Source organism: Kitasatospora sp. NPDC059327, assembly GCF_042752535.1.
In the GTDB taxonomy this organism is placed as follows: Bacteria; Actinomycetota; Actinomycetes; order Streptomycetales; family Streptomycetaceae; genus Kitasatospora.
Map to the genome: position 1 here is coordinate 34,595 of NZ_JBHYYB010000042.1, position 12,049 is coordinate 46,643.

At 74.4% G+C, this 12,049-nt stretch carries 13 protein-coding genes; 8 read left to right on the top strand and 5 right to left on the bottom strand.

What is annotated here, in order from left to right; all coding sequences use genetic code 11:
- The first annotated feature begins 118 nt into the window (after positions 1-118).
- Together ACFXHB_RS24420 and ACFXHB_RS24425 are read left to right on the top strand one after the other, a co-directional pair.
- Complete coding sequence (locus ACFXHB_RS24420) at positions 119-1,888, top strand: glycosyltransferase family 2 protein (protein WP_380576735.1); 1,770 nt, start codon at positions 119-121, stop codon at positions 1,886-1,888.
- Between the two features lie 207 nt (positions 1,889-2,095).
- Complete coding sequence (locus tag ACFXHB_RS24425; RefSeq protein WP_380576736.1) at positions 2,096-4,336, top strand: acyltransferase family protein; 2,241 nt, start codon at positions 2,096-2,098, stop codon at positions 4,334-4,336.
- Positions 4,337-4,415: 79 nt separating this feature from the next.
- On the opposite strand, the gene ACFXHB_RS24430 is transcribed toward ACFXHB_RS24425, so the two are convergent.
- Positions 4,416-5,117 carry a hypothetical protein gene (locus ACFXHB_RS24430; RefSeq protein ID WP_380576737.1) on the bottom strand — a complete coding sequence of 234 codons (702 nt, stop codon included), beginning with the start codon at positions 5,115-5,117 and terminating at the stop codon, positions 4,416-4,418.
- A 348-nt stretch (positions 5,118-5,465) separates the two neighbouring features.
- On the opposite strand from ACFXHB_RS24430, the gene ACFXHB_RS24435 reads away from it, so the two are divergent.
- Positions 5,466-5,696, top strand: coding sequence for a hypothetical protein (locus ACFXHB_RS24435; RefSeq protein ID WP_380576738.1), 231 nt, complete (start codon positions 5,466-5,468; stop codon positions 5,694-5,696).
- Positions 5,697-5,803: 107 nt separating this feature from the next.
- On the opposite strand, the gene ACFXHB_RS24440 is transcribed toward ACFXHB_RS24435, so the two are convergent.
- Positions 5,804-7,096: an MFS transporter gene (locus tag ACFXHB_RS24440; RefSeq protein WP_380576739.1), complete on the bottom strand. Its 1,293-nt coding sequence runs from the start codon at positions 7,094-7,096 to the stop codon at positions 5,804-5,806.
- Positions 7,097-7,200: 104 nt separating this feature from the next.
- On the opposite strand from ACFXHB_RS24440, the gene ACFXHB_RS24445 reads away from it, so the two are divergent.
- The gene (locus tag ACFXHB_RS24445; RefSeq protein WP_380576740.1) at positions 7,201-7,758 is read left to right on the top strand and encodes a CGNR zinc finger domain-containing protein; all 558 of its coding nucleotides are present in this window, start codon (positions 7,201-7,203) and stop codon (positions 7,756-7,758) included.
- A 186-nt stretch (positions 7,759-7,944) separates the two neighbouring features.
- Entirely contained in the window at positions 7,945-8,562 is a 618-nt protein-coding gene (locus ACFXHB_RS24450; RefSeq protein WP_380576741.1) for a class I SAM-dependent methyltransferase, read from the top strand.
- Between the two features lie 39 nt (positions 8,563-8,601).
- Here the strand turns inward: ACFXHB_RS24450 and ACFXHB_RS24455 are convergent, their stop codons facing one another.
- From ACFXHB_RS24455 to ACFXHB_RS24465, 3 genes are read right to left on the bottom strand one after another with little or no spacing between them, the layout of a single operon-like run.
- Positions 8,602-9,402, bottom strand: a complete 801-nt coding sequence (locus tag ACFXHB_RS24455; RefSeq protein WP_380576742.1) for an SDR family oxidoreductase — start codon at positions 9,400-9,402, stop codon at positions 8,602-8,604.
- Positions 9,403-9,453: 51 nt separating this feature from the next.
- The gene (locus tag ACFXHB_RS24460) at positions 9,454-9,639 is read right to left on the bottom strand and encodes a hypothetical protein (protein WP_380576743.1); all 186 of its coding nucleotides are present in this window, start codon (positions 9,637-9,639) and stop codon (positions 9,454-9,456) included.
- Between the two features lie 31 nt (positions 9,640-9,670).
- Complete coding sequence (locus ACFXHB_RS24465) at positions 9,671-9,835, bottom strand: hypothetical protein (protein WP_380576744.1); 165 nt, start codon at positions 9,833-9,835, stop codon at positions 9,671-9,673.
- A gap of 216 nt (positions 9,836-10,051) precedes the next feature.
- Here ACFXHB_RS24465 and ACFXHB_RS24470 point away from each other — a divergent pair, with 216 nt between their 5' ends.
- The 3 genes from ACFXHB_RS24470 (at position 10,052) to ACFXHB_RS24480 (ending at position 12,043) form a co-directional block, all read left to right on the top strand.
- Positions 10,052-10,747, top strand: coding sequence for a hypothetical protein (locus ACFXHB_RS24470; RefSeq protein WP_380576745.1), 696 nt, complete (start codon positions 10,052-10,054; stop codon positions 10,745-10,747).
- Between the two features lie 458 nt (positions 10,748-11,205).
- Positions 11,206-11,529, top strand: coding sequence for a hypothetical protein (locus ACFXHB_RS24475; protein ID WP_380576772.1), 324 nt, complete (start codon positions 11,206-11,208; stop codon positions 11,527-11,529).
- 1 nt (position 11,530) lies between these two features.
- Positions 11,531-12,043: a DUF6879 family protein gene (locus ACFXHB_RS24480; protein WP_380576746.1), complete on the top strand. Its 513-nt coding sequence runs from the start codon at positions 11,531-11,533 to the stop codon at positions 12,041-12,043.
- Positions 12,044-12,049 lie beyond the last annotated feature (6 nt).

A 12,049-nucleotide genomic window follows, 5' to 3' on the forward strand; every position in this document is an offset into this window, starting at 1 on the left:
ATGTCATACCTCGTTCATGATTGGTCTAGGCCAATGTGAGAGGCTGACGGACGAACGGCAACGTTCCGTCCGAGCCCAGGGGGGCCATCTCCGCATGCCCGTACTCCATGGCACCGCCATGCCCGCATCCGATGCCGACCCGCGCCACGCCGTCGCGGACGACTCGCTGCGCCTGCCCAGCCCGCCCGACGATCAGGAGCTCTACTGGTACTTCGGCCCGCAGCGCCGCTGGGTGCTGCTCTGCGCCACCCTCTCCTACACCGGCGCCACCGTCACGCTCGGCCTCTTCGCGCTCAGCCGGCCGCTGCTCTGGCCCTTCCTGGTGCTGACCGTCCTCAACGCCGTCACCTGGCTGCTGTCGCTCGCCGACGGCCAGCGCGCCCGCCGCTTCACCCGTGACTCGCACGACCTGCTGCTGCGCGCCTGGCAGCCGGCCCGGTACCCCGGCGTCGACGTGCTGCTGCCGACCGCCGGCGAACCGCTGGCCGTCCTGGACAACGCCTACCGCCACACCGCCGCCGTCCGCTGGCCAGGCGCGCTGACCGTCCTGGTCCTGGACGACGCCGCCCGCCCCGAGGTCCGCGAACTCGCCGAGTCCTACGGGTTCCAGTACCGGGCCCGGCCCGACCGGGGCCGGTTCAAGAAGGCCGGCAACCTCAACCACGGCCTGGCCGAGGGCACCGGCGACATCATCGCCGTCCTCGACGCCGACTTCTGCCCGCGCCCGGACTTCCTGCGCCACCTGGTGCCCTACCTCGACACCCCCGAGGTCGGCATCGTGCAGAGCCCCCAGTGCTTCGACACCGACCCGGACATGTCGTGGCTGGAGCGGGCCGCCGGAGCGACCCAGGAGATCTTCTACCGCTGGATCCAGCCCTCCCGGGACGCCCAGGACGGCACCGTCTGCTGCGGCACCAACGCGCTCTACCGACGCGCCGCGCTGGAGCGGGTCGGCGGCTTCGCCGAGATCGACCACAGCGAGGACCTCTACACCGGCCTCTCGCTGGCCCGCGCCGGATGGACCACCCGTTACGTCCCCGCGCTGGTCGCCAAGGGCATGTCGCCCACCGGCCTGCCCGCCTTCATCAGCCAGCAGTACCGCTGGTGCCTCGGCTCGCTCGCCCTGGTCGGTGACCCCGGCTTCCGCAGCGGGCCGCTCAGCCGCTCGGCCCGGCTCTGCTTCTGGAACGGCATCCTCGGCTACCTCACCAGCGCGGTGAACGTCTTCGCCATCCCGCTGCCGGCCCTGATCATGCTGTTCTTCGCACCCGACGAGATCGAGCCCTGGCAGGTCCTGCCGTTCCTGCCGCCGATCTGGGTCGCCCTGGTCCTGCTGCCCGCGATGTCCCGCACCCGCTGGCGCTTCGAGGTCACCCGGGTCCAACTCCTGGGCGGACTCTGCCATGTGGTCGCCATCGCACACGCGCTGCGCCGCCGCAGCGCCGACTGGGTGCCCACCGGTGCCGTCTCCGGCGGCAGCTCGCTGGCCCGCACGGTCGCCCGGATCGGGGTCGGCTGGCTCGGCCTCGTGGTGCTCGCCGGCGCCGCGGGCCTCGCCCGGGCCGTGGCGCTGCACGGCTGGCAGCCGTACTGGGCGCTGATCGGGCTGCTCGGGCTCACCGCCCACACGATGATCCCGCTCATCCGGTCGCTCTGGCCGCTGCTGGGCGGCGGCAAGGGCGGCGAGGTCGCCGCGCCCGTCCGGCGTCCGTCCGACCGGGCCGCTCTCGGCGCAACCGCCGCCGACCGGGCCGCCGCCGATCGGGAGGCCGCCGACCGGGCCGCCGCCGATCTGCGCTTCGGCCGGGCCGAAGCCGTCGCCGTCACCGCGGTCCTGCTGCTCTGCGGTCTGCTGGCCTCCGGCTGGGCCGATCCGCTGCTGTTCTGAGGGCTGTTCGGCCCGCGCCGCTCTCGCCCTGCCAGGTACCTGTTCGGCGCTCCACCCGCTTGTGCTCCACCTCTTCCCGCGCGTCCCTGCCGCGTCTGCACCGCTTCCCTTGCGCGTCGCCCCACCGGCGCGGATCCCGCCGCCCGGCCGCCCCATCGGCCCGGCGGTGCCCGAACCACCGCTGCCAGCACTGCAAGGAGCCCCGCCGTGTCAACGGCCGTACCACCGAGCGCCGAATCGTCGCGCGCCGTACCCGTTCCCGTTCGTCCTCCGGCCGCTGTTCCCGAAGCCGCGACCGTCCCCGCGACCGCCTCCGCGACCGCCTCCGCGACCGTCCCCGCGACCGCCTCCGGGGTGGCCGCCCACCCCGACCGGGCGCTCGACCTCGTACAGCTCGACCCGGCCGGCGCCGCCGTGGTGGCCCAGCCGGCCGAGGAGCCCCGGAAACGGGCGGCGTTCCGCTCCGACATCGAGGGACTGCGCGGCATCGCCGTCCTCGCCGTCCTCGCCTTCCACGCCGCCGTGCCGGCCTTCACCGGCGGCTACGTCGGCGTCGACATCTTCTTCGTCATCTCCGGGTTCCTGATCACCGGCCTGCTGCTGGCCCGCCCGATCAGCCTCCGGGACTTCGCCGCGCGCCGGGCCCGCCGCATCCTGCCCGCCGCCGCCGTCGTCCTGGTCGCCACCGCCCTCGCCGGCGGAGCGCTGCTCGACCCGCTGCGCGGCACCGACCTGGCCCGCGACCTGATCGCGTCCGCCGGTCAGTTCGCCAACTGGCGGTTCGTCGGCCAGCAGACCGACTACCTCGGCGCCGAACGCGACCCGAGCCCGCTGCAGCACTTCTGGTCGCTCGGCGTGGAGAACCAGTTCTACCTGCTCTGGGGCGTCCTGCTGCTCGGCCTCGCCCGCTGGCTGACCGGGCGCCGGCGCACGGTCGCGATCGCCGTCGCGACCGCCGCGATCGGTGGCGTCTCGCTGGTGCTCTGCGTCCGCTGGACGGCCGGTTCCGCGCCGCTCGGCTACTTCTCCACCGGCAGCCGCCTCTGGGAGTTCGCCGCCGGAGCGTGCGCCGCCATGCTGGGATCGGCCCTGGGCCGGTGGCTGCCGCGGGCCGGCGGATCCGGCCGGCCGATCGGCTGGGTCCTGCGCCTGCTCGGCTGGGGCGGCGCGGCGGCGGTCGTGGTCGCGGTCTTCCGGTACGACCGCAACACCCCCTTCCCCGGGAGCGCCGCGCTGCTGCCCGTCCTCGGTACCGCCGCCGTGCTGCTCGCCGGTCCGGCGCACCGCGCGCTCGGCGCGGCCGACGTGGGCCGGCTGCTCGCCGTCCGTCCGCTGCGTGCCGCCGGCCGGCTCTCCTACGCGTGGTACCTCTGGCACTGGCCGGTCCTGACCATCGCCCAGGCCCGCTACGGCGCCCTGCCCTGGACCACGCTGGTCGCGCTCACCGCCGCGAGCGCACTCCCGGCCTGGCTGACCATGCGCCTGGTCGAGCAGCCGCTGCGCTACGGCAGCAGCCCGGCGCCGCGCCGGGGCCTGGCGGTCGGGGCCAGCGCCCTGGTGATCCCGCTGATCGCCGCGCTGACCCTGGGCGGCGGGACCGTCCGGGCGCTCGGTGACACCGCGGGACCGGTGGCCGTCCCGGCCGGCGCCGTCGACGGCCCGGCCCTGCTGGCCCCCGGCAGCCGGGTCCTGAGTCTCACGCCCTCGCTGGCCCGGGCCCGCGAGGACTTCCCGCCGGGCCGCGGCTGCGAGATCGCGCTCGGCGCCGACAGCAGCCCGCGCTGCCTGTTCGGTGCCGAGGACAGCCCCGACCGGATCGTGCTGATCGGCGACTCGCACGCGGGGCAGTGGATCTCGGGTGCCCTGGCCCTGGCCGAACAGCGGCACTGGGCGCTGGAGGTGCTGGTCAAGCCGGGCTGCCCGCTGGCCACCCTGACCGTGCGCAACAACGTCCTCGGCCGGACCTTCGAGGAGTGCGACCGCTGGCGCGAGAACACCCTCACCAGGCTGGCCACCGGTCCCAAGCCGCGTCTGGTCGTGATGGCCGGCCTCAACCGGTACGGCAGCCAGGCGGAGCGCGCCGAGGGGTGGACCCGCACGCTGGACCGCCTCTCGGCCATCGGCGCGCCGCTCGCCTACCTGGGCGACACGCCGATGCCGGGCAAGGACATCCCGACCTGCCTGGCGGCCTCGGACGGTCGCTCCGACGCCTGCTTCTTCCCCCGCGAGACGGCGTTCGAGCCGGACCCGCTGCTCGACACCGGGCTCGCCGACCGCTACCGCGTCCGGGTCCTGGACCTCGGGCCGCTGCTCTGCCCCGGGACCGGGCCGGACTGCCCGGCGGTCCTGGAGGGCGTGGTGCTCTACCGGGACTCCGGGCACATCACCGACACCCTGGCCAGGGTGCTCGCGCCCCGGCTGGACCAGGGGCTGCTGCCGGCGGGGTGAGCCGGCGGGTGAGCACGACGGCGCGGCCGGCCCCGGCCGCGCCGTCGCGCACCCCTGCCCGGCGGGGCCCCTGGACCGCTCAGCCGTAGATGCTGTGGCAGAGCCTGGCCTGCTCCGAGCCGGCCGGCCAGCGCCCGAAGCGCTCGGCCCGGTCGCAGATCGAGCCGTCCCCGCTGCTGGTCGCTCCGCCCGGGGCCGGGTTCGGGGCGGGCGACGGTGCCGGCGGCGCCGCCCCCGGAGCCACCGGGCTGCGGGCCGGCGCCGGCTGGGGCGTCCGGCTCGGCTTCGGCCGGGCACCGGCGGAGCGGGCTGCCGTCGGTGCGCCGTCCGCTCCGGCCCGTTCCGCTCCGACCCGTTCCGCTCCCGGCGCCGTCGCGCCCGCGTCGCCCGGCGCGGCCGGGCCCCCGGCGGCATTCGGCGAGGCGCCCGGGGCGACGGTCGGCAGTGCCGGTACCGGCAGCAGGTCGGGGACGGAGGGCACCGACGGCGAAGGGGAGGGGGAGGGGGAGGGGGAGGCATCGGGGAACGCCACCACCCCCGACAGCTCGTCGCCCGAGCCGGGACCGCACATCACCAGGACGGACGCCAGCACGGCGACGGTCCCGACGGCCGCCGCCGCCCAGGCCCGGCGGGACATCTGCCGGGCCGGTGGCACGGCGGCGGGCGGCGGTGGCGCGGGTGCCACCACCGGTGCGGGCGGTGGCGGCGCGACGGGTACCGGCGGCGGCTCCCACGCCTGTGTCGGCCACTGCCACTGCCCGTCGCCGCGTTGCCCGCTCATGCCCTCGTCCTCCTGCTGTCGTACCGCTGCTGCTGCTGCTGCTGCTGTCGCTGTCGCTGTCGCTGTCGCCGCCGTCGCCGCGCCGCGGTCGCTCCGGCGGTCGCCGTCGCCGTCGCCGTCGCCGCCGCGCTGCCGTCCGGGCCGTCGCCGGGCTCCGGCCCGCCGGTCGCCGACGCGGTCGCCGAAGCCGGCGGAGACCGATCGCGGACCCGTTCGCCGTACTCAACGAGCGCGCCGACGCCGGGACATGACCCGGAAGAGGGGTTCTCCTCCGCAGCCCGTCCCCGGCCGTACGCCCCCTGCCGTACCCCGGGTGCGGGCGCCGGGGGTGCGCCACATGCTGGGGGCATGGAAACGAACAGCACGTCAAAGCCCTTGGTCGAGGTCGCCGAGTTCCGCACCGACAGCCGCTACCGGCTGGTCCACTTCGAGGGGCACGGCTGGGAGCCACTGGCCCCGGAGGAGTTCGAGCCGCGCGTTCACCAGCTCTTCCCCACCCTCGATCCCCGTGACGTGGCCCGGGTGCACTGGGTCGACCGGCCCTGGGAGTGGCCCGCCTGGCACCCCGGCGAGGCCTGACCGGCGTGCGACCGGCCTGACCGGCGTGTGACCGGGTGCCGACCGGTGCCGTCGGTGCCCGGCCCCGGCGGTGCCCTCCCGACCTCCGTGGCCGGGAGGGCACCGCGTCATCGTGGTGCGGCCGGCGAAGCGGTCTCCGGAGACGGGTCCTGCCCGCCGGCGCCGGTGGGCAGGACCTGGTGAAGTGTTGACGCCTCGCCGGGCGCACCACGTCCGACCAGGGTGTACAGCAGCGCTCCGGCCGCTTGCAGGACGGCGATACCGATCACGTACCACGGGGCGGTGCTCGTGGTGGCCAGGCCGCCGAGGGCGGAGCCGGCGGCGGCGGCGGAGATCTTCAGCCCGGCGCCGATGGTGAACACCTGCGTCCGCCGGTGCGGCGGCGAATGATCGGCGCGGATGCGCAGGGTCGCGGTCAGGACGAGACCGTCTCCGGCGCCGGCGAGGGCGAAGCAGGCCGCCGCGACCGGGAGGGCGGGAGCCGGCGCGGCGGCGGCGAGCCCGATGCCGGTGGCGAGCAGGCCGAGGACGGCGGGCCGTCGCGGGGGTACGCCGGGCCGCGACCGGGTGGTGCCGAGCGTTGCGGCCAGGGCGCCGACGGCGAACGCGGTCATCAGCACGCCCCCTCCTCCCGGGCTCCCCAGGCTCGTGGCGAGCAGGACACTGGTCGTGGTGAGCGCGCCGATACCGATGAAGGCCAGGCAGGTCGCCGCCGTGATGGCGCGCAGTTCCCGCTCCCGCCACACCGTCGACACCCCGTCGGCCAGGTCCCTGAGCAGCCGGGCCATCGCCACCGGCGGGTCCTCGGCGTCGGTGTCCAGGGAGAGCTGTGGGAGCAGGGGGAGCAGCGGTGTCAGCGCGCAGGCGCAGGCCGCGGCGGTCGAGAGGGCGAGCAGCGCCGTGGCCGGGGAGAGTGCGGAGGCGACCAGCCCGGCGGTTCCTGGTCCCGCGACGGCGGCGGCGTTGTAGACCACGGCGTCCCACGCGTAGGCGCGGTCCCGGTGCGGCCCGGCCGGTACCAACCGCGCGATCAGGCTGGAAAGTCCGCCGGAGACGATCGGCCCGCAGCAGCCGCCGGCCGCGGCGAGGGTGAGCACCAGGGGGAGGGGTGCGCGGCCGATGCCGGCCGCCAACGCGGAGATCGCCAGCGCGAAGCCGGCGAGCGCGCCGGCGTACAGGAGCCGGGGCCGGCGGGCACGGGCGGCCACCGCGCCGGTCAGCGGGGCCGCGAGGACGTGCGGGGCCATCCAGGCGGTCAGGACGAACGCCCCCTGCGCGGCGCTGCCGGTGCGCTGCCCGGCCAGCATGACCACCGCCACCGCCACGCCCTCGTCGGCAAGCCGCGCGAAGAACGCCGTCACCAGGTAGCGCGGCACGGACGACCGCTCCGGCATCGCCATCTCCAGGATGTAACGGGATAGTGGAACAAGACGTTACAGTGGCGAGTGTCGTTGTCCAGAGGGCCGGGCGGCGTCCGGGCGGCCGTGGATCAGGGAGCGCAGACGTGGGAACCCAGGGCTTCCAGGCCGCTCAGCGCCTCGTCGACCTCGTCAACGCCGTACGTGCCCACCCCGACCTGCCCCGCGATGTGGCGGTGCCGCTCCTGGCGCGCCACGGCGAGGATCCGCGGGACCTCGCCGAGACGGCCCTGTCCGACGCGGATCTGCTGGAGCTCAGGGACGCCGCCCTGCGGATGGCCGGCATCCTGACCGAGGAGGACACCGACCGGGCGGCCGTCGCCCTCAACGAGACGCTGGCCGACCACGCCGGCGCCCCCCGGCTGTCCCGGCACGACGGTCACCCCTGGCACCTGCACGTCGACCGCAGCGACGCGGGATGGGCCGACTGGTTCCTGGCCTCCGGCTCGCTGGCCCTGGCGCAGATCCTCACCGAGCACGGCCGCGCCACCTGGGGCGAGTGCGCGGCTCCGACCTGCCGCACCCTCTACCTCGGCACCGGCCCCGGCAGCCCGCGCCGCTACTGCTCGGCCACCTGCGCATCCCGCGCCCGGGTCGCCGAACACCGCCGGCGCAAGCGGGCGGACGGCCCGTCGCACCGGTGAACGCGCGACCACCACGCCCGGCCGGAAGGCGACCGCGGCGCGCGCCCGGGACCCGGCCCGGGTGGTGGTCGGGCAGGATCGCCGGCAGGAGAAGATCGTGACGGCGGCGGCCGCTCGGAGGTCACCGGGCCGGCTTGGCGGGCGACCCGTCCCGACCGGGACCGCCCGACACCTCAAGGGGGACCAGTGAACGGACCGGCCGGTACCGAGGGTTACGCCGAGGCGGCGGAGCAACTCGCCGCGCAGTACGAGGAGGTGACCTTCGCCCAGGTGCACCGTGAACTGCTGCCCCTCGTGCCCGGGACACCGAGTGCCGTCCTCGACATCGGGGCCGGCACCGGCCGGGACGCGGCCGCCCTGGCCGCCCTCGGCCACCGGGTGGTGGCGGCGGAACCGACGGCGGAACTGCGCCGGATCGGCCGGCGGATCCACGCCGACAGCGCCATTCGCTGGGTCGACGACGCGCTGCCCGAGATACCTGTCCTCGGCGCCTCGGGCGAGCGCTTCGACCTGATCCTGCTGACGGCCGTGTGGATGCACCTGGATGACCGGGAGCGCCGCTCGGCGATGGAGGCGCTCACCGGGCTGCTCGCGCCCGCCGGTCGGGTGCTGCTGTCACTGCGCCACGGTCCCGTCCCGCCCGGCCGTCGGATGTTCGACGTCTCGGCCGACGAGACCGTCGCCCTCGGCCGGCGCCACGGCCTGAACCTGCTCACCCGCGCCGCCCGGGCGGACCTGCACGGCCGGTCGGGCGTGAGCTGGAGTCTCCTCGGCTTCGAACGGTCGGCCACCCGGCTGCCGTAAGGCCGTCCGCCAGGGCCCGTCGGGGCGGCCGGGCCGCGTTCAGGCGCGCCGGTGGGGATCCCGTACCGATCCGGCGACCTCGTCGGCCAGGTACTCCTCCCAGGTGCGGACCCCCACCGCCCGGCCGGGCGCGGTGAGTGCGCCGGAGCGGAACCCCGCGCCGATCCTGCCGGGGACGAAGACCGGCAGGACGAGCCGGCGCTTCCCGGCCGCCCTCGTCCAGTCCCTGGCGAGCCGGGCGGCGGAGTACACCGTCGGCCCGGCCATGTCCGGCACCCGGCCGGCCGGCTCTCCCAGTGCCAACTCGACCAGCCGGCCCGCCACTTCTCCTTGGTCCACCGGCTGGCAGTCGGTGCCGGAGGGCATCGGGACGACGGGGGACTTGGACAGCACCCGCAACGCCGCGTCGAGCAGCGCGGGGAACTGGGCGGCCCGCAGAGTGGTCCAGCCGATCCCCGACTCCGCGAGCAGCCGCTCGCCCTGAAGCTTGATCCGGTAGTAGGGGAACGGGATCCGGTCGACGCCGATGATCGAGATGTTGACGATGTGGGCGACTCCGGCCCGCTTCGCGGCGTCGAGCAAGTGCTGGAAGGCGGGGACGTCGTTTCGGTACCTGCGGGTGTCACTCGCGCAGTGGACGACGGTGCGGACCCCTGTGAAGGCCTCGGCCAGACCGGTGCCGCCCGTGAGGTCGCCGGTGAACCAGGACACCCCGGCGGTGCCGGGCGGCTCCGTCCGGCGGGTCAGGGCGCGCACCGGCAGCCCGGTGCGGAGCGCCCGTTCCAGTACCTCGCGGCCCAGCACGCCGGTCGCGCCGGTCACCATGATCACGTTCTTCATCGCTGCGGTCCTCCGTGTCGCTCGTCCTGTCGGAGAGGTGGGACCGGCGGGCTACCCGTTCTGTGACAGCCCCTGGGGTCGGCGCGCGAGATGTCCCGGTTTCTCCGGGTTCCGGATAACCCGGATCCCGGTGACGCCCTTCGCGCCGCCCTCGATGCCTCCGACCACGACCAGTTCCCCGCCCTCCCGGCCCAGGACCATCGGCGTGCCGTTCACCTCGGCGACCTCGATCTCCATCGCGATGGCCCAGCGCGGTGGCCCAGCGCGTTCACAGGCCCAGGACGAGGCGGGCCACCGTGTCCCGGCCGCGGACCGGGCGCAGCGCCGCGCGGACCTTGCCACCGCCGTCGGACCACGCGGTCAGCTGATCCGCGAGCACCGCCTCCAACCGCGGTGGCGATCCGAGGGCCGCGGCCTCCAGGAACCCTGTCAACAGCTCGGTGCGCGGCCGCTCGGAGGTCTCGAACCTGGTCCGCCCCTCGGCCAGGTGGAGCGTGGCCCGTGACGGTAGACCTGCCGTGCGTTCGCCTCGGTCGAGTGCAGCAGTCCGGCGATGTCGCGGTAGCCGTGGTCGAAGGCATCGCGGACGACGACCGCGGCGCGCTCCGTCGGTGTCGGCCCCGGCGGCTACCGGGGCGACAGCGGGAAGGTGTGGTGTCTCTCCTGCGGCGACCGGTACGCCGGCCGCCCGGCCCAGGTCGGCGACGACCACCTCCACCGCGACGACGCCCACCACGCCGCCCGCCTCCACGCCGACGACCACGAAGCCGACTTCCGCCGGTTCGTCGCCGCCGAGCGCACCCGCGAGGCCCGCGAGAAGTTCGGGTGGACGAGCAGGGTGTACGGCCTGGTCGCGGCGGCCACCGGTGAGGACCCCGACGGCGGGGTGTGGTGGGACGGCAGCGGCTACCGACTCGTCCCGGCTGGGGCCCGCCTCGGGGCCAAGGGCCGCAGGGTCCGCCGCCGCGTGGTCGAGCTGGTCATCAAGCCGGGGTTCCTCCAGCAGGACGAGTGCGGCGATGTGGTGGCCACCCCCGACGGCCGGGCCATGCTCAAGATCTGGCAGCACCACCGCGCCGACCTCGCCGAGCCCTGGCCCGCCCGCCACGAGCCCGATGCCCTGCCCCCGCTGCGGAAGCCGCTCGCCGCCGCGAGGCCGCCCGCCAGCGCATGCTGGAGCTGGGGCTCCAGGCCGTCCAAAGCCGGGCCGAGTTCCTTCGGCGTCGTGATGAGGCCGAGCAGTAGCACCAGGCCGAGCTGGCCGCCACGCGCCAGCGCCGCGCCGACATGCAGTCCGAGCGCGCCCGCGCCGATCGGGCCCGCACCGGAGCGGACATCGACCTGATGTGGTCCGCGGTGGGTGCCGGCCGCTGGACCGTCACCGGCTCGGGCCACGACCGCCGCCTCGAAGTCACCCTCAACACCACCGACTTCGCCTCGGTCATGTACGAGATCCGGGAGAACAGCCACTTCATCTCCCGCCACCCCTACCGGCACCAGGCCGACGCCGCCGTGCGGCAGCTGCTAGCTGACGGTGTCGAGATCGGCGCGCGGGTATCAGGGCCCACCCCCGCGACCTCCACCGAGGCGGGCCCTGGCGAGCCTGCCGTCCGTGGACACCAGGCCCCACCCCCACCACCTTTCGTAACCCCTGTCCACGGCCCAAGGTCTGTCGAACAGCGGGGCGAAGCTGGCTTTCCGCCTACCCACCCGACTACTTGCTATCTCGCCGGACGCCGTGTGACTGAGCTTGCAGTTCGTCAGAAACGGAAACGCCTGACAGGCAGGTCGTGTACGGCCAGGATGAGCCCACCGGTTGTGCAACTACGCAGAACCAAAGCCACAGGGAGCATCGTGGAGCCTCTACAGTTCATCGGGATCATCTCCAACACGCCAGAGGTTGACTCGCCGACCATCTGGCGCGACCCGGAGAACGGTGACCTGCTCATCCAGTCCTACAAGGCCAGCGATGAGGACTTGAGCCGCTGCAAGGAGGTTGGTTCGGTCCCTGGGCACTCGACTGACGTGCCCGGCCACGAGACCGTGATCCGCCTCCCGGAAGAAATGATCAAATTCATCGTGGACCTCGCCGCAAGGCTGGCCACTCAAGAGGACGAGAGGGAGTAGGGTGGCCAACCCGATCGCCACGGCCATTGCAGAGGCCAAGTTCTCTGCCGTGCACCTGGAGATGCGCGACAACTACACGCCGAACGACCCGCAGTTCCAGCGCTATCGGGAGGGTCTTCGCTACAACCCGGACGACCGGCCGGAGTGGTTCCAGTACTGGACCAACTTCGCTGGCGAGGCGATCGACCGTGGCGTGGTCATGCGTCGGGCTCGCATCGTCTCCGAGCCGGTCACGGAGTACATCCGCTACGAGCACCACGTGACATTCCTGAACGTGGCTATCGGCGAGCAGGTTCGCTGGCTTCCGCGCCGGTCGGCGGCAGACATCGCCCTACCCGGGACTGACCTGTGGATGTTCGATGACTCCAAGATCATGTTCACCTTTTTCTCGGGCGACGGGGATGTGGTGGACCGGGAGTGGACGACCGAACCTGACGTCGTTCAGCTCGTAAAGAGCGCATTCGAGACCGTGTGGCATAGGGCGACTCCGCACAAGGACTACGTGCTCAAGTAGCCGAAA